This window comes from Pseudomonas donghuensis (assembly GCF_000696345.2).
Classification (GTDB): domain Bacteria; phylum Pseudomonadota; class Gammaproteobacteria; order Pseudomonadales; family Pseudomonadaceae; genus Aquipseudomonas; species Aquipseudomonas donghuensis.
In genome coordinates, this window is sequence record NZ_CP071706.1 from 4247827 (window position 1) to 4265594 (window position 17768).

The window sequence follows — 17768 nt, forward strand, 5'->3', positions numbered from 1 at the left end:
CGGCAAGGCCAACACCTGATCAGTGGAACCTTCAGGCACAACGTCGCTTAACCACAATAATATGCAGGATATTCAGTACAAGGAGAACTGACAAAGCGATCTCTGATGTCAGAAGTGCCTGAGCAACCACCTTCCCAGCATCGGTGGACATCTGAAGATAAATAACCAAAACAAATATGACTGCGGCAATATTAAAACTGTATGCATAACGTGCAGCGGCACCTGACGCGCTGAGCGTCTGTATACCCGCGACATTGTTGAAGACACTAAAAAATACCCACGTTAGTAGTACCCCCAAGTAAGCCGTTCCCTCAGCAGGAATCTTGAATATCTCAAACCAGATAGAACTGGAAAAATAAAAGACTGCAATAGCCATAGCGCACAGTGACAACATTGCCACCCCAGTAACCCCTACGCTTCTTAGGCCTTTTTCAAAGGACTGGGAAAACATCCTGCTATTTAACGGATAGAACGCCTGGCTAATCGGAATGAACAATCCGACAATAGCTTTTACTACGCGTTCGACGGCGGCGTAAATGCCCACAATAGCGGGACTGGTTGAGAGCCCTAACCAAAACACCCCACCATTACTTAGAAGCATCGACAGCATGGTAGTGGAAAATATATGCCAGCCGGCAGAATATTGTTTTGCCAGGTCCTGTTTGGAAATCATCAAAGACCAGCGTATCCGCTTATATATAAACCAATAACCGAAAATCAATGGAGGGAAAACTGCGACAAAATGCAGCAGAAAAATATCACTCACCTGCGACGTACTGTCGATCAACGAAAACGCTAGGACCAGAAAAACCACTCGCCCCAGTACGTTGAAAAGGGAAATTTCTCGCAGCTGCTGGATACCCTGAAAATACCAATTCGGAATGAGCGCAGTAAGCATGCCGGTTGCAGCAACCACTAAAACAGGTTGAGCGCTATCCGCCATGAAAAAGTAGTAGGTTAGCGCCAACGTCAACACGCAGGCGGACAGTAATAGTTTTGCTACTGTCACCTGAGAAAAAATAGCTGAAATTTTTGCAGAGCTACCGTCTGACGCAGCGATGTCACGCGTCCCTGAAAATGAAAAACCGTAATCCACAAAGGTCTGTACGTATAACATGACAGAATACCAGAACGCATACTGCCCAAACCCCGCGATCCCCAGCTCTTTCATAAAATGAAACATCACAGCCAAAGGAACAACATAGTTAGCGCCCTGTACTAAAATCAGATACAAGGCGTTCACTGCACCACGACGGTACTCCTGCATACGACGCTCCAAACTACTTAAAGAGTCAAAAGCGCTTCGCATATGCGAGCACAGGCTGCACCATCCCCGTACGGGTTATGGGCACGGCTCATCGCTTCGTAGTACGACTGATCGCTCAACAAAAGGCTTAATTCACGCACGATATTTTCATTGTTTGTCCCTACCAACTTGACAGTTCCAGCAGCCACCGCCTCGGGACGTTCAGTTGTATCCCGCATGACCAGAACAGGTTTGCCCAAGGACGGAGCCTCTTCCTGAATACCTCCCGAGTCAGTCAAAATGATATGGGAGCGACTCATCAAATAGACGAAAGGCAAATAGTCCAGTGGGGCAATCAAGTGAATGTTGTCAATTCCGGTCAGCAGACGATTGACGGGCTCACGTACATTCGGATTAAGGTGCACAGGATAGACGATATCAATATCCGGATATTGCTGAGCCACGTCAATAAGTGCCTTGCAGATTCGCTCGAACCCCTCACCGAAGCTCTCACGGCGGTGCCCTGTCACCAGGATCAGTTTTCGAGACGGGTCCAGAAACTCCGAAGGCGCCGCTGCTTTGGCGCGCAAATCAGCGTCTTGGCCAAGGCGCTCTACCACATCCAGCAGGGCATCAATAACTGTGTTGCCAGTTACAATAACCTTATCTGCAGGAACCGCTTCCCTCAGCAAGTTATCCCGAGAGGTCTCTGTCGGAGCAAAATGCAAATTGGCAAGTACACCGGTCAATTTACGATTGGCTTCTTCTGGCCAAGGAGAATATATATTCCCGGTGCGTAATCCCGCCTCGACATGCGCAATCGGAATTTGCTGATAATATGCAGCCAAGCTTGCGGCGAAAGTAGTCGCGGTGTCGCCATGCACCAATACTACATCCGGGCGAAACTCGGAAAGCACACTTTTCAGGCCTTGCAGTATCGCCGTTGTCACATCGCTCAGGTCCTGACCCGGCTTCATGATATTCAAGTCATAATCTGGCGTAATGGCGAACAACCCCATTACCTGATCGAGCATCTCCCGATGCTGGCCGGTAACACATACCTTTGCGTCAAAACGCTCATCCGCCGCCAGCGCGAGTGCCAGCGGAGCCATTTTGATGGCTTCTGGACGCGTACCAAAAATACAAAGCGTTTTCACTCAAAGCACTCCTTCAATCAGTGTGATGCTGCCATTCTACAGAAAACAGATGGCGTAAATCGCGTTTGTCCAAACAGATGGAGTAGGTGCTTTGGGTTGAATCGGCATCGCTTCTTGCCCCTACCCACACCGATGAGCACCAGGCTCTGGCCCGATGCCCTGGAGCAATCATAACGCCCGCCAAGAGCGAAAATACCGATTCAACTAATCCAGAGAATTGGTCAAAAACTCTCACAGCACATTACTGGTAGGCCCCTTAATGCTCTGGCTCGGCTCATTCACAATCACCTGAGACAACGCTTGAGGGGCAGAAGAGCGCTCTCGCATGCGTCGTAGCACCATGAAATGACGGAAAATGGCAACCATGACACCCAACAAACCACCGATAAACAGCCCCAACGCGATGAGCAAAGCCTTGTTCGGCCTGATTGGGCTTGTAGGCTCAATGGCCCTCTGGTCAATATTGACCAAACTGAGGTGTTGCATATCAGTACCAATATTCGTCAAGCGGACACGCTCAGCCCGCAGTGACTCAATACCTTTAAGAAACACATCTTCATTCTCTCGCTGCTTCAGTACCTCAACCTCACGGTTGGTAGCCAACAGCAGCAATTCTTTGCGAATTTGTGCGACACGTGGGTCAGAGAAATCATCGGAGGTACGCTGGCGAAGCACGCGCCGTTCTGCTTCAAGCGCATCGGCCCCCATAAAATACAGCGGGAATTGCTGGTTATTTACTTCGGTCCGGATGACACTGCCGGTCGATGGGCTCTCGTTGGCCATTGAAGACGGTGACGAAGGTTTCTTCAACCCTAGAGAATGAGCAATGCTAATCGCCTCATCGAGCTGGGCAACACGATCATCACGCTGAATTTTGAGCTGCACTCGAAGTGCTTTAAGCTCATCAACCAATTTTGCCCGTTTGAGATTATCACCCTCCAGCAAGACAGCAATTTTACTGTCTTTACTTGATTCATACGCAGCACGCGCAGCGGCCAACTTGGCATCTACTTCGGCCAGTCGGTTGCCGATGATAACCTTAAGGTCGTCGGCAATTTGTTTGCGCTCGTTCTCAATGGCATACTGAACAAAACCATTAAGAATCTCTTCACCCTTAACCCCTTTTGGGTAACGCAGTTGCAGCCCAATGAAAGAACTCAGCAAATCAGCTTTATTAGGATCGGGTTGAACCAGCTTTAGAGAGCTGCGGTTAAACTCTGCGAAAACTTGTTCAGGCGTTTGGTCTGGACGACCAAATGCCGAGAACAACTCAGGGTTCGCGCGGAAATAATTAAGTCGGGTGTCGTAGGAGTCCAGCGCCGCCCCTACCCGCACCAGAGCGCTCCCTGGTGGCAAGGAGTAGACTTCCGAGCGATTCAAAGCATCCAGGTCATTGAGCGCGGCAGGCCGCAGGACTGTGCCCACCTCGTATTCTGGCGTAGTAATAAATGCATACGCCCCAGCAATGACGCCGACAAGCAAAGCGGCTGAGGCAATTAGCTTTTTTTGCCGCCAAATGGACTGGATCATTGCGATTAGGTCAGTTTCATCGTGGGCAACAACATGAGGTACGCGAGAAATGTTGGTCACACCAAAAAGCCTGTCGGTTGGGTTAAGCGCTCGCCCACGACAGACCAAGTCACGCCGCCATCGCTACCGACTACGGTCCCAACAATCCCTGTCGTCAGACGACGAAAAACGGATTGTGACATTTTCCGAAACGATGAACCAGCCTCAAATCACCCACGCCCCCATATCCATTGCCACCGGTTCAGTTTTGGCGCTTATGATGCGTGGCCTGTGCGTACAGGTAATGGATCAGCGCTACAATTCCGCCCAAAATCAGGCCAAGCACCAGCCCAAGCAAGACAATCAACAGCTTTTTCGGACGGACAGGCTGATCGGGCAATTCGACGACGCCATCCTGCCTATAGACCGCCACCAACGCAGGATCAATGCTTAAATCGTTGTAGAACGACAACGAAGACTGTTGCACCCTGAGGTTCGCAATGAATGGATCATCCGACTGGCGATCCTGCAGGTTTCTGATCTCAGCTTCCAGAGCTTTGCTCCCTCGCATGTAGATCAACGAACCGTCCATTTTCGCAGAAACCTCTGTCGATAGGCTGTCAGAAATTATTGGAGGCTTTTCCAAGCCAATGGACTTCGCAATCAGAAGGGCTTCCTTGAGCTGAACAATTTCGTCTTCGCGCTGCTTACGAGTGCTTTCACGCGCTGCCGAGATCTGTCTCTGCAAGTTGTTTGCTTTCACCAACGCATCGCTTTTTGCATTCTTCAACACCTCCTGCTTGGCCCGATCTCCGGCCAGTTGCGCGTAACTAGCCACCCAATCCACTGCCTGTTGCGGGCTAAGCAGATTGGCAGTGATCGCAAAGCGCGCTGGTGCATCCTTGTTCTCAAGACTCACAGACAGCAACTTGCCAAAACGGGCGTACAGCTCATCTTGAGAGCCTTTACGCTGAGTTTCTGGCAACGTAGGCAGATACACCGTCTGGAAGAAGCTTCGACGCAAGGATTCAGACTGCAGATGCCTTAGGAAAACCTCGTAGACATCCTTGACAGAAAACAACTCTAAGCCGGCATCACTGCCACGCCCATAATTAAGATAGGCAATGTCATTCTGAGTAGGGGGCTGGACAAAAACCTTTGCTTGATAAACCGGAGAGGCGAATAGCACATAAACGACCGCAGCGAGAAAAACCACTAGTGCGGTGCCGAACATCAAAAGCTTGCGCCGCCACAGCCCCTGAATCAAGTCAACCAAATCGATTTCATTACTTTGTACCAAACGCTCTTGATCACGGGTCATTTATTGTCTTTTTTCCTTAGATCTGTCTCATCAAGTACTGCCGGCATTCAGTTCTCAGTATACGCAGCAACGAATCAAATACATGAGGGGGATGGTTTTTACCCCACCTCAACTGTCTTCCCAAACTCAACAGGGTACTACCAAATTTAACTCACCCAAGCTTAGCTGAATATTGGAAACAAGTGCGAGGAATAGCGCTAAAGCCCTCCCGACCAAGCCCCTCCCCTTGCGCAAGACTCAGACAGCACCTGACGGCGGCGCTACTCTCACAAAGGTAACTTGACTGCGCCTGCGCTCGCATTAACGACGGACGCCAGACATCTGCAGAATAGAGAACAATAGCTGCTTGATCTAGTCCGAGAAGCAGAATCAGAATTTTCTTACACCGAAAGGCTAAACTGGTCAAAACTCCGGTATTGTTTTGCCACACCCTGCACTCAATGGTGAGACCACTGACACTCGGCAAAGTTCAAGGGCTCAAGGCTGAAACCCACTCAAAGCCCTACTTCAACGCCAGGACCGGCAATACCCAACCACCAAGAACACAGAGCTGCAAGGCACGAACTGGCAACAGGATCACGCACCCGAGAGCGGCTTCTTACGGGGGCCGCGAGTGCGCCAAGCAGTCATCATCACCAACAAAGGCCCCACTGACAGACCCGCCACAAGCGCAACCACCAGCAATGCCGACACAGGCAACGATGGAAGAGAATAGCTGGCAAAAGATAGCGTCACTTCCTGCTGATTTTCTAGGATGAACGTAACAGTAATCAAAACAAGCGCCGCCAGCAGTACGGCAATCATCAAACGGCTTAATTTACGCACGAGCCTCTCCTTCACGCTCGCCAACCCCCTCCTCCTCATTCACCCGATCCCGCAGCTCCTTCCCCGGCTTGAAGTGTGGCACAAACTTGCCGTCCAGGCTGACGGACTGCCCGGTTTTCGGGTTGCGGCCTACGCGGGGGGCGCGATAGTGCAGGGAGAAGCTGCCGAAGCCGCGAATTTCGATGCGGTCGCCAGTGGCCAGGCACTGGGACATTTGCTCAAGCATAGTCTTGATGGCCAGCTCGACATCCTTGGATGAGAGCAGCCCTTGATGGGTGACAATACGTTCGATCAGCTCCGACTTCGTCATATTTTTCCCTTCTTTATCAAGCAGCTAGATCATTGCTTCGTTGTTTTTAGCATGACCTGAGGGATTTGAACAGGGCGGTTCTTGACTTAATCGGAATTTGAAGAAATACGCCTTGGCACAATAGATGATGGCGGTTTGCCGCCAATTTCACCGGAGCTCACTGGCACAAGGGTTTCAGCGCGCGGGAGGAATCGCAGGCACAAAAAAGGGCGACCGAAGTCGCCCTTTTTTAACACCAACAGAACTTAGTTCTGTTTGGCCATTGCCTGACGCAGCAGCGCAGCCATGGTGGTGTCAGCAGCTTCCGAAGGAGCAGCTTCTTTCAGGCTTTGGATAGCCTCTTTCTCTTCAGCGTCGTCTTTCGACTTGATCGACAGCTGGATGACGCGCGATTTGCGGTCAACGCTGATGATCTTCGCTTCGATCTCTTCGCCTTCCTTCAGGACGTTACGCGCGTCTTCAACGCGGTCACGGCTGATTTCGGAAGCTTTCAGAGTGGCTTCGATGTCGTCGGCCAGGGTGATGATGGCGCCTTTGGCGTCAACTTCTTTTACAACACCCTTAACGATTGCACCCTTGTCGTTGGCAGCAACGTACTCGGAGAACGGATCGCTTTCCAGCTGCTTGATACCCAGGGAGATGCGCTCGCGCTCTGGGTCAACAGACAGGATGACGGTGTCCAGCTCGTCGCCCTTCTTGAAGCGACGCACGGCTTCTTCGCCGACTTCGTTCCAGGAGATGTCCGACAGGTGAACCAGGCCGTCGATGCCGCCGTCCAGACCAATGAAGATACCGAAATCGGTGATCGACTTGATGGTGCCGGAGATCTTGTCGCCCTTGTTGAACTGGCCAGAGAAGTCTTCCCATGGGTTGGACTTGCACTGTTTGATGCCCAGGGAGATACGACGACGCTCTTCGTCGATGTCCAGAACCATGACTTCCACTTCGTCGCCGACTTGTACGACTTTCGAAGGATGGATGTTCTTGTTGGTCCAGTCCATTTCGGAAACGTGTACCAGGCCTTCCACGCCTTCTTCCAGCTCTGCGAAGCAGCCGTAGTCGGTCAGGTTGGTAACACGCGCCATGACGCGGGTGCTTTCTGGGTAACGAGCCTTGATAGCAACCCATGGGTCTTCACCCAGTTGCTTCAGACCCAGGGATACACGGTTACGCTCGCGATCGTACTTCAGAACCTTGACATCAATCTCGTCGCCAACGTTGACGATTTCCGATGGGTGCTTGATACGCTTCCAAGCCATGTCGGTGATGTGCAGCAGGCCATCAACGCCACCCAGGTCAACGAATGCGCCGTAGTCGGTGAGGTTCTTGACGATACCTTTGACTTGCTGGCCTTCCTGCAGGGATTCCAGCAGAGCTTCCCGCTCGGCGCTGTTCTCGGCTTCCAGGACGCTGCGACGGGAAACGACAACGTTGTTGCGCTTCTGGTCCAGCTTGATGACCTTGAATTCCAGCTCTTTGCCTTCCAGGTGGGTGGTGTCGCGCACTGGGCGGACATCAACCAGGGAACCAGGCAGGAACGCACGGATACCGTTAACGTCGACAGTGAAGCCGCCTTTAACCTTACCGTTGATAACGCCCTTGACCACTTCTTCGGCGGCGAAAGCTGCTTCCAGAACAATCCAGCACTCGGCGCGCTTGGCTTTTTCACGGGACAGTTTGGTTTCGCCAAAGCCGTCTTCGACCGCGTCCAGCGCAACGTGAACTTCGTCACCGACCTTGATGGTCAGCTCGCCAGCTTCGTTGTAGAACTGCTCGAGCGGGATGACGCCCTCGGACTTCAGGCCAGCGTGTACGGTAACCCAGTCGCCGTCGATGTCGACAACGATACCGGTGATGATCGCACCCGGCTGAAGATTGAGGGTTTTCAGGCTTTCTTCAAAGAGTTCTGCAAAGCTTTCGCTCATTTTAATTCCTGTAGATTCGGGCGGGACAAACGCCCATCAGCCACATTCCAGACAATGTGGGTTTCGTTCATATAAAGGAAAGCCGGCAGGACGTTGACTGGTGCCCCTGCCTGCTCTCCTGGCCATCAGGCGATATCGCGCAGGGCGATCTCGCTCTTGATGCGTTGCAACACCTGCTCGATGGACAACTCCGTGGAATCCAGCTGGATCGCATCGGCCGCCGGTTTGAGCGGGGCCACTGCGCGCTGGGTGTCACGCTCATCACGCGCACGGATCTCTTCTAGCAGACTTGACAGACTAACATCTTCGCCTTTTGCCTTCAACTGCAAGTAACGGCGGCGAGCACGTTCCTCGGCGCTGGCGGTCAGAAACACCTTGAGCGGTGCATCCGGAAACACCACGGTGCCCATGTCGCGACCATCGGCAATCAGCCCCGGGGCTTCCTGGAATGCCCGCTGACGTTGCAACAAGGCCTCGCGCACCGCCGGCAGCGAGGCGACCATCGAGGCACCGGCACCGACGGTTTCGGTGCGAATGACATGACTGACATCCTCGCCCTCGAGAATGATCTGCTGCAGCTTGCCCGGCTCGGCAGCAATGAACTGCACATCCAGGTGCGCAGCGATCTTGACCAACAGCTCTTCATTGGTCAGGTCGACGCCGTGGTTGTTGGCGGCAAAGGCCAGCAACCGGTACAGCGCGCCGGAATCCAGCAGGCGCCAACCCAGCTCACGGGCCAGCAGGCCGGCAACGGTACCCTTGCCCGAACCACTCGGCCCGTCGATGGTGATGACCGGTGCGTTGGAATTCACGACTTGCCCTCTTCTGCCACGCGAATGCCGACTTCGGCGCACAGGGCGAGGAAGTTCGGGAACGAGGTCGCGACGTTGGCGCAGTCATGGATGCGGATTGGCGCCGTGGCGCGCAACGAGGCAACACTGAAGGCCATGGAGATGCGATGGTCGCCATGACCATGAACTTCACCACCGCCAATAACGCCGCCATCGATGATGATGCCGTCCGGCGTCGGCTCGCACTTCACGCCCAGGGCCAGCAGGCCGTCGGCCATGACCTGGATGCGGTCGGACTCCTTGACCCGCAGCTCTTCGGCGCCGCGCAGCACGGTACGGCCTTCGGCACAGGCCGCGGCGACGAACAGCACCGGGAACTCGTCGATAGCCAGTGGCACCAGGTGCTCGGGGATCTCGATACCCTTGAGTTTAGCCCCCCGCACGCGCAAGTCAGCCACCGGTTCACCGCCGACTTCACGCTGGTTTTCCAGGCTAATGTCGCCGCCCATCAGGCGCAGGATGTCGATGACGCCGGTACGGGTCGGGTTGATGCCAACGTGCTCGAGCAGCAGCTCGGAGCCTTCGGCGATCGACGCCGCCACGAGGAAGAAGGCCGCCGAGGAAATGTCGGCCGGCACTTCGATATGCGTGGCGCTGAGCTTGCCGCCCGACTCCAGCGAAGCCGTAGGGCCGTCGACCTTAACGCTGTAGCCAAAACCACGGAGCATGCGCTCGGTGTGGTCACGGGTCGGCGCAGGCTCGGTGACAGTGGTCTTGCCTTCGGCATACAGACCGGCCAGCAGCAGGCAGGATTTGACCTGGGCACTGGCCATCGGCAGGGTGTAGGTCAAGGCCTTGAGCGCGTGGCCGCCGCGGATGGTCATCGGCGGACGACCTTCGGCGGCGGTTTCGATTACTGCGCCCATTTCCCGCAGCGGGTTGGCCACGCGGTTCATTGGCCGCTTGGACAACGAGGCATCGCCAGTCAATACGGTATCGAACGGCTGTGCGGCCAGCAGGCCCGACAGCAGACGCATCGAGGTGCCGGAGTTGCCCAGGTAGATCGGGCCCGGTGGCGGCTTCAGGCCGTTGAGGCCGACGCCGTGGATGGTTACCCGGCCATGGTGCGGGCCTTCGATGACCACCCCCATGTCGCGGAAGGCCTGCAAGGTCGCCAGGGCATCTTCACCCTCGAGGAAGCCTTCCACTTCAGTGGTGCCTTCAGCCAGGGAGCCGAGCATGATCGAGCGATGGGAAATCGATTTGTCACCTGGTACACGAATACGGCCAGATACGCGGCCACCAGGATTTGCCAGGAAAATCAGGTCGTTGGAGTTCATAGCGTCCACATAGGCCCGTCGGGCCAGGATTTTACTGAAATGCTCGCGGGCAACACGGGCGCGGGTGAAGACGCCCAGCAACTGATGCCCATCCCCTGCATCGACCGCGTCGCGCAAGGCGTCGAGATCGCTGCGAAATGTATCCAGCGTGCGCAGGACAGCCTCGCGGTTGGCGAGGAAAATGTCGTGCCACATGACCGGGTCGCTTCCGGCGATTCTCGTGAAATCGCGGAAACCTCCGGCAGCGTAACGGAAGATATCGAGGTTTTCATTGCGCTTGGCCAGGGAATCGACCAGGCCGAAGGCCAGCAGGTGCGGCAGATGACTGGTTGCCGCCAGGACTTCATCATGGCGCTCGACCTGCATATGCTCGACATCGGCCTCCAGCGCACGCCAAAGCCGGTCGACCAGCGCCAGGGCAGCAGGATCGGTTTCGGCCAGCGGCGTGAGAATGACTTTGTGGCGGCGGAACAGAGCAGCATTGGAAGCCTCCACCCCGCTCTGCTCGGAGCCGGCAATCGGATGCCCGGGCACGAAGCGCGGCAAATGCCCGCCAAGGGCCTCGCGAGCTGCGCGCACGACATTGCCCTTGGCGCTGCCGACGTCGGTCAGCACCGCCTGCCCCAGATCAAGCCGAGCCAGGCGGGCGAGGAGTTTTTCCATGGCCAGGATCGGCACGGCAAGCTGGATGACATCAGCGCCGACGCAGGCGACGGCAAGGTCGTCCTCACAGCGGTCGACCACGCCCAGCTCCACCGCCAGCTTGCGCGACTGCGGATCCAGATCGACACCGACCACTTCGCGGCACAGGCCGCTTTCACGCAAGCCCTTGGCGAAGGACCCGCCAATCAGGCCCAACCCGACCACCACCAGCCGACCGATGATCGGCTCAGGCTTGTTTACCACGACTTCAACCACGGAGCTGGACCCTGTTCAAGACTGCATGTACGCCACTCATCGCTTCAGAGTACCGCTTTGGGGTAGGAACCCAATACCTTCAGGGCCACGGCTTCCTGGCTGATCTGCTCCAGCACGGCTTTGATCAGCGGGTCGCGGTGGTGGCCGACGAAATCGATGAAGAATACGTAGGTCCATTTACCGCTGCGCGAAGGACGAGTCTCGATACGAGTCAGGTCGATGCCGTTCTCATGGAACGGCACCAGCAACTCGTGCAAGGCGCCCGGCTTGTTGCTCATGGAAACGATAATCGAGGTCTTGTCATCGCCGGTCGGCGGCACTTCCTGGTTACCGATCATCAGGAAGCGCGTGGAGTTGTCCGGACGGTCTTCGATCTTCTCGGCCAGACGGGTCAGGCCGTACAGGTCAGCCGCCATGTCGCCGGCGATCGCCGCCGAGTTCCACTCGCCCTTGACCCGCTTGGCCGCTTCGGCGTTGCTCGACACCGCGACGCGCTCGACATTCGGGTAGTGAGCGTCCAGCCACTTGCGGCACTGGGCCAGCGACTGGGCGTGGGAGTAGATACGGCTGATGCTGTCGGTCTTGGTGTTCTCGCCCACCAGCAGGTGGTGGTGAATACGCAGCTCGACTTCGCCGCAGATCACCATATCGTGCTCAAGGAAGCTGTCGAGGGTGTGGTTGACCGCACCTTCGGTGGAGTTTTCCACCGGCACCACGCCAAAGTTGACGGCACCGGCCGCCACTTCGCGGAACACTTCGTCGATGGCCGCCATCGGCTTGCTGATCACCGCATGGCCGAAATGCTTCAGCGCCGCCGCCTGGGTAAAGGTCCCCTCAGGGCCCAGGTAGGCCACCTTGAGCGGCTGTTCCAGGGCCAGGCACGACGACATGATTTCGCGGAACAAACGCGCCATCTCTTCGTTGCCCAGCGGCCCCTGGTTACGCTGCATCACGCGCTTGAGCACCTGGGCTTCACGCTCGGGGCGATAGAATACCGGGGTCTCGCCTTCGGCCAAGGTCGCAGTCTTGACCCGCGCCACTTCCTGCGCGCAACGGGCACGGTCACTGATCAGCTCGAGGATCTTCTCATCGAGACTGTCAATGCGCACCCGCAGCGCTTTGAGTTCCTGCTCAGACATCATCCATGCTCCTTCTCGAATTCTTCCATGTAGGCAACCAGCGCTTCAACGGCATCCAGACCCAGGGCGTTGTAGATCGAGGCGCGCATGCCGCCGACCGAGCGGTGCCCCTTGAGGTTGAGCAGGCCGCGAGCGTCGGCGCCAGCGAGGAACGCCTTGTCCAGGCGCTCGTCAGCCAGGCGGAACGGCACGTTCATCCACGAACGGGCATTGACGCTGATCGGGTTGGTGTAGAACTCGCTGCTGTCGATGAAGCCGTACAGGCGGTCCTTCTTGGCCCGGTTGCGCTGCTCCATGGCCTCGACGCCGCCTTGCTCTTTCAGCCACTCGAAGACCAGCCCGGAAAGGTACCAGGAATAGGTCGCCGGGGTGTTGTACATAGAGCCGTTGTCGGCCGCGACCTTGTAGTCGAGCATGGTCGGGCAGCTGCTGCGGGCGCGGCCGAGCAGGTCTTCGCGGACGATCACCACCACCAGGCCGCTCGGGCCGATGTTCTTCTGGGCGCCGGCGTAGATCAGGCCGAAGTTGGAGACATCGACCGGACGCGAAAGGATGTCCGAGGACATGTCGACCACCAGCGGCACATCACCGGTCTGCGGCACCCAGTCGAACTCCAGACCACCGATGGTCTCGTTCGAGGCGTAGTGCACGTAGGCGGCATTCTTGCTCAGCTCCCACTCGTTCTGGCCAGGGATGGCCAGGTAGTCGTAAGGCTTGGCGCTGGCAGCAACGTTGATGTTGCCGTAGCGGCGAGCCTCTTCGATGGCTTTTTTCGACCAGATACCGGTTTCGATATAGTCGGCGGTCCCCTCTTCGGGCAGCAGGTTGAGCGGGATCTCGGCGAACTGCTGGCTCGCACCGCCCTGCAGGAACAGGACCTTGTAATTGGTGGGAATGGACATCAGGTCGCGCAGATCCTGCTCGGCCTTCTCGGCAATGGCCACGTAGTCATCGCTACGGTGACTCATTTCCATCACGGACAGGCCTTTGCCACGCCAGTCCAGCATTTCAGCCTGGGCGCGCTGCAGAACAGCGTCGGGAAGCGCAGCAGGGCCTGCGCAGAAGTTAAAGGCTCGTTTGCTCACATCCACTCTCGCTCTGCTCTTGATGTCCGCAGGAGCCGGTCGGGCAGCGAGCTGTGCCCGACTGCCGCGACCTCCCCCACCAGGGTTACGCTACTACTTGATTATTCCGGCTGTGCCTCTTCGTCGGCAGCGTCGGCCTGTGGCGCCGCATCGGCGTCCACGTCAGCGCCCTCCACCTCGGCGTCGAAGTCCTCGTCACCTTCCTCTTCGGACGGCTCCTGGACCCGCTCCAGACCCACCAGGGTCTCGTCGCTGGCCAGCTTGATGAGGGTCACACCCTGGGTGTTACGGCCCAGGCTGGAGACTTCGCCGACACGGGTACGGACCAGGGTGCCCTGGTCGGAAATCAGCATGATTTCCTCACCGTCCTGCACCTGCACCGCACCGACCAGGCGGCCGTTACGCTCGTTGCTGACCATGGCGATAACGCCCTGACCGCCACGCTTGTACTCGGGGAACTCGCCGATTTCGGTCCGCTTGCCGTAACCACGCTCGGAAGCGGTGAGGATCTGGCTGCCTTCTTCCGGGATGATCATGGAGATCAGCTTCTGCCCTTCGGCCAGGCGCATGCCACGCACACCGCGGGCGGTACGGCCCATGGCGCGAACGTCGGACTCCTTGAAGCGGGTGACCTTGCCGGCGTCGGAGAACAGCATGACCTCACGCTCGCCATCGGTGATGGCCGCGGAAATCAGCACATCGCCTTCGTCCAGCTCCAGAGCGATCAGGCCAACGCTGCGCTGACGGCTGAAGGACTCCAGCGGGGTCTTCTTCACGGTGCCGTTGGCGGTAGCCATGAAGATGAAGTGACCTTCGGTGTACTCCTCGACCGGCAACATGGTCGAAATGTACTCGCCCTCGTCCAGCGGCAGCAGGTTGACCAGCGGTCGACCGCGCGCGGCACGGGAGGCCTCGGGAATTTCATAGGTCTTGAGCCAGTACACCTTGCCCTTGCTGGAGAACAGCAGCAGGGTGGTGTGGCTGTTGGCGACCAACAGGTGCGAGATGTAGTCCTCGTCCTTGACGCCGGTAGCCGACTTGCCTTTACCACCGCGACGCTGGGCCTGGTAGGCGGCCAGCGGCTGGGTCTTGGCGTAGCCACCATGGGAGATGGTCACGACCCGGTCTTCTTCCGGAATCATGTCGCCCAGGGTCAGGTCCAGGCGCGCATCGAGGATCTCGGTGCGGCGCACGTCGCCGTATTCGGCACGGATCAGCTCCAGCTCTTCGCGGATCACTTCCATCAGGCGCTCGGCGCTGTTGAGGATGCGGATCAGCTCGCCGATCTGGTTGAGGATCTCCTGGTACTCGGCCAGCAGCTTCTCGTGCTCAAGGCCGGTCAGGCGGTGCAGGCGCAGGTCCAGAATGGCCTGGGCCTGTTCCGGCGACAGGAAGTACTTGCCATCACGCAGACCGAACTGCGGGTCAAGGTTTTCCGGGCGGCAGGAGTCGGCGCCAGCGCGCTCGACCATCACCTGCACGGCGCTGGATTCCCACGGCGTGCTGATCAGCGCTTCCTTGGCCTCGGACGGCGTCGGCGAAGCCTTGATCAGGGCGATCACCGGGTCGATGTTGGACAGGGCAACCGCCTGGCCTTCAAGGATATGCCCGCGTTCGCGCGCCTTGCGCAGTTCGAACACGGTACGGCGGGTGACCACTTCGCGGCGGTGGCGAACGAAGGCCTCGAGCAGCTCCTTGAGGTTCAGCACCCGCGGACGGCCGTCGATCAGCGCCACCACGTTGATGCCGAAGACGCTCTGCAGCTGGGTCTGGGCGTAGAGGTTGTTGAGGATCACCTCCGGCACTTCGCCACGACGCAGCTCGATGACAATGCGCATACCGTCCTTGTCGGACTCGTCGCGCAGCTCGGTGATGCCTTCGAGTTTTTTCTCTTTTACCAGCTCGGCGATCTTCTCGATCAGACGCGCCTTGTTCAACTGGTACGGCAGCTCGGTGACGACGATCTGCTGGCGGCCACCGACCTTGTCGATGTCTTCGACCATCGAGCGGGCGCGCATGTAGATGCGGCCACGGCCGGTGCGGTAGGCCTCGATGATGCCCTGGCGGCCGTTGATGATCGCCGCGGTCGGGAAGTCGGGGCCGGGGATGAACTGCATCAGTTCATCGACGGTGATGTCGGCGTTGTCGATCAGCGCCAGGCAACCGTCGATGACTTCACCGAGGTTGTGCGGCGGAATGTTGGTCGCCATACCCACGGCGATACCGCTGGAACCGTTGACCAGCAGGTTGGGGATCTTGGTCGGCATGACCGCCGGGATCTGCTCGGTACCATCGTAGTTGGGTACCCAGTCGACCGTTTCCTTGTGCAGGTCGGCCAGCAGTTCGTGGGCCAGCTTGGTCATGCGCACTTCGGTGTATCGCATGGCGGCGGCGTTGTCGCCGTCGACCGAACCGAAGTTACCCTGGCCGTCGACCAGCAGGTAACGCAACGAGAACGGCTGGGCCATACGTACGATGGTGTCGTAAACGGCGGTATCACCATGCGGGTGGTACTTACCGATCACGTCACCGACCACACGGGCGGATTTCTTGTACGGTTTGTTCCAGTCGTTACCCAGTTCGCTCATCGCATACAGAACGCGGCGATGCACGGGCTTCAAGCCATCACGCGCATCGGGCAGTGCACGCCCGACAATGACGCTCATCGCGTAGTCGAGGTAGGACTGTCTCAGTTCGTCTTCGATATTGACCGGGAGGATTTCTTTGGCCAGTTCGCCCATGAGAAGCCTGATTCCTTTTTCTGGTGAAACCTCGTCACATCCATATGGGACGAACGAAGCTCGCCGCTGCAAAGTGACTCCTTGCAACGACTTACGACAAATCAACGAGTTATGCCATGGATCTGCGCAGTAAAGACAGCCCCGCAGGGCGGCCTTGGAAACCGTCGGATGTTACCACAATCGCCCAGAGGGTGGGAGTAGCCTGCGGCACTACTACCCTACTGCTCGTCGATAACGCCCGTTAGCCGCTACAGCAGGCCGCAGACGAGGGCAAAGACTCAATGCAAACGCTTGCGGCACATCAGTTGCGCCATCTTCACCGTATCCGGGCGCTCGACAATGCCTTTTTCGGTGATGATCACGTCGATCAGGTCGGCCGGGGTCACGTCGAACACCGGGTTGAACGCCTCGAAAGTGGCGCCCAGCGGCTCGCCGCCAAGTTCCAGCAACTCGCTGGCGCTGCGCTCTTCGAGGAGGATGTCATCGCCGCTCTCAAGATTCATGTCGATGCTCGAACTGGGCGCCACGACCATGAAACGCACGCCATGGTGCATGGCGTTGACCGCCAGCTGATAGGTGCCGATCTTGCTCGCCACATCGCCATTGGCGGTGATGCGGTCGGCGCCGACGATCACCCAGGTAATGCCCTTGGTTTTCATCAGGTGGGCGGCGGCGGAATCGGCGGTGATGGTTGCCGGGATGCCCTCGCCTGCCAGCTCCCAGGCACTCAGGCGCGAACCCTGTAGCCACGGGCGGGTTTCACCGACATAGACACGCTCGATCATGCCCTCCAGGTACGCGGCGCGCACCACCCCAAGGGCCGTGCCGAAACCACCGGTGGCCAGAGCACCCGTATTGCCGTGGGTAAGGATGGTCTGCTCGTTGCCCTGGTGCTTGCGGATCAGTTCCACGCCCAGCTGGGCCATGGTCAGGTTGGCTTCGCGGTCGCTGTCGTGGATGGCCATGGCTTCGGCCTCCATGATGGCCAGTACGTCATCGCCCGGCTTGAGCCGCAGCAGGCGTTCACGCATGCGGTTCAGGGCCCAGAACAGGTTGGCGGCGGTTGGCCGGGCATGCACCAGCAGCTCGAAGTCCTCTTCCAGGGCCATTTCCCAATCACCACCAGCGGCCAGGCGCTGGCGAATCGCCATGGCCAGGCCGTAGGCGGCACTGATGCCGATGGCCGGAGCGCCGCGCACCGCCATCGAGCGAATGGCTTCGGCCACCGCAGCGGCATCGCCGCAGGCCAGCCAGACCTGCGCGCCCGGCAGCGCGCGCTGGTCGAGCAGATAAAGGGTGCCATCCCGCCAATCGATGGCTTTCACCTTCTCTGCAGCCATTAGTCGATCGCGCATGCCTCACCCCATCATTCGGACATCAAAAGCGGACGATTATAGCGAGCCCCAGGCGCGGACGCTCGGGTATACTTCGCCCTCACTTCCAGTCGCCCAGGGAAACCTG

General features: G+C 57.7%; 13 protein-coding genes. All 13 read right to left on the reverse strand.

The annotated features are described in order from the left end of the window. Positions 1-31: 31 nt before the first annotated feature. The 13 genes from BV82_RS19780 to mtnA all read right to left on the reverse strand — a co-directional run bounded on the left by BV82_RS19780 (position 32) and on the right by mtnA (position 17662). The gene (locus BV82_RS19780; RefSeq protein WP_036996547.1) at positions 32-1267 is read right to left on the reverse strand and encodes an oligosaccharide flippase family protein; all 1236 of its coding nucleotides are present in this window, start codon (positions 1265-1267) and stop codon (positions 32-34) included. A gap of 17 nt (positions 1268-1284) precedes the next feature. Beyond that, positions 1285-2358 carry a non-hydrolyzing UDP-N-acetylglucosamine 2-epimerase gene (gene wecB, locus BV82_RS19785; protein WP_051636808.1) on the reverse strand — a complete coding sequence of 358 codons (1074 nt, stop codon included), beginning with the start codon at positions 2356-2358 and terminating at the stop codon, positions 1285-1287. A 276-nt stretch (positions 2359-2634) separates the two neighbouring features. Further along, on the reverse strand, positions 2635-3993 hold the full coding sequence (locus tag BV82_RS19790; RefSeq protein ID WP_081839703.1) for a Wzz/FepE/Etk N-terminal domain-containing protein: 1359 nt from the start codon (positions 3991-3993) through the stop codon (positions 2635-2637). Positions 3994-4174: 181 nt separating this feature from the next. Continuing rightward, a complete protein-coding gene (locus tag BV82_RS19795; protein ID WP_036996549.1) occupies positions 4175-5233 on the reverse strand; it encodes a Wzz/FepE/Etk N-terminal domain-containing protein in 1059 nt (352 codons plus the stop codon). Between the two features lie 576 nt (positions 5234-5809). Continuing rightward, the gene (locus BV82_RS19800) at positions 5810-6058 is read right to left on the reverse strand and encodes a lipopolysaccharide assembly protein LapA domain-containing protein (protein WP_036996550.1); all 249 of its coding nucleotides are present in this window, start codon (positions 6056-6058) and stop codon (positions 5810-5812) included. After that, entirely contained in the window at positions 6051-6368 is a 318-nt protein-coding gene (gene ihfB, locus BV82_RS19805) for an integration host factor subunit beta (RefSeq protein WP_036996551.1), read from the reverse strand. The genes BV82_RS19800 and ihfB overlap by 8 nt, the downstream gene beginning before the upstream one ends. A 245-nt stretch (positions 6369-6613) precedes the next feature. Beyond that, complete coding sequence (gene rpsA / locus BV82_RS19810; RefSeq protein ID WP_010224136.1) at positions 6614-8293, reverse strand: 30S ribosomal protein S1; 1680 nt, start codon at positions 8291-8293, stop codon at positions 6614-6616. Between the two features lie 125 nt (positions 8294-8418). Continuing rightward, positions 8419-9105: a (d)CMP kinase gene (cmk, locus tag BV82_RS19815; RefSeq protein ID WP_036996552.1), complete on the reverse strand. Its 687-nt coding sequence runs from the start codon at positions 9103-9105 to the stop codon at positions 8419-8421. Further along, positions 9102-11309: a bifunctional prephenate dehydrogenase/3-phosphoshikimate 1-carboxyvinyltransferase gene (locus BV82_RS19820; protein ID WP_036996610.1), complete on the reverse strand. Its 2208-nt coding sequence runs from the start codon at positions 11307-11309 to the stop codon at positions 9102-9104. The genes cmk and BV82_RS19820 overlap by 4 nt, the downstream gene beginning before the upstream one ends. Before the next feature lie 77 nt (positions 11310-11386). Beyond that, the gene (gene pheA / locus BV82_RS19825) at positions 11387-12481 is read right to left on the reverse strand and encodes a prephenate dehydratase (protein ID WP_010224140.1); all 1095 of its coding nucleotides are present in this window, start codon (positions 12479-12481) and stop codon (positions 11387-11389) included. Further along, the gene (serC, locus tag BV82_RS19830) at positions 12481-13566 is read right to left on the reverse strand and encodes a 3-phosphoserine/phosphohydroxythreonine transaminase (protein ID WP_010224142.1); all 1086 of its coding nucleotides are present in this window, start codon (positions 13564-13566) and stop codon (positions 12481-12483) included. The genes pheA and serC overlap by 1 nt, the downstream gene beginning before the upstream one ends. 101 nt (positions 13567-13667) lie before the next feature. Then, positions 13668-16307, reverse strand: coding sequence for a DNA gyrase subunit A (gene gyrA / locus BV82_RS19835; RefSeq protein WP_010224144.1), 2640 nt, complete (start codon positions 16305-16307; stop codon positions 13668-13670). Positions 16308-16585: 278 nt separating this feature from the next. Beyond that, positions 16586-17662, reverse strand: a complete 1077-nt coding sequence (mtnA, locus tag BV82_RS19840; protein ID WP_010224145.1) for an S-methyl-5-thioribose-1-phosphate isomerase — start codon at positions 17660-17662, stop codon at positions 16586-16588. Positions 17663-17768: the final 106 nt, after the last annotated feature.

Bases quoted from the DNA above. Each gene is read 5' to 3' on its own strand.
- BV82_RS19780 (WP_036996547.1), bottom strand. From the start codon at position 1,267: ATGCAGGAGTACCGTCGTGGTGCAGTGAACGCCTTGTATCTGATTTTA.
- wecB (WP_051636808.1), bottom strand. From the start codon at position 2,358: ATGGCTCCGCTGGCACTCGCGCTGGCGGCGGATGAGCGTTTTGACGCA.
- BV82_RS19795 (WP_036996549.1), bottom strand. From the start codon at position 5,233: ATGACCCGTGATCAAGAGCGTTTGGTACAAAGTAATGAAATCGATTTG.
- ihfB (WP_036996551.1), bottom strand. From the start codon at position 6,368: ATGACGAAGTCGGAGCTGATCGAACGTATTGTCACCCATCAAGGGCTG.
- rpsA (WP_010224136.1), bottom strand. From the start codon at position 8,293: ATGAGCGAAAGCTTTGCAGAACTCTTTGAAGAAAGCCTGAAAACCCTC.
- pheA (WP_010224140.1), bottom strand. From the start codon at position 12,481: ATGTCTGAGCAGGAACTCAAAGCGCTGCGGGTGCGCATTGACAGTCTC.
- gyrA (WP_010224144.1), bottom strand. From the start codon at position 16,307: ATGGGCGAACTGGCCAAAGAAATCCTCCCGGTCAATATCGAAGACGAA.
- mtnA (WP_010224145.1), bottom strand. From the start codon at position 17,662: ATGCGCGATCGACTAATGGCTGCAGAGAAGGTGAAAGCCATCGATTGG.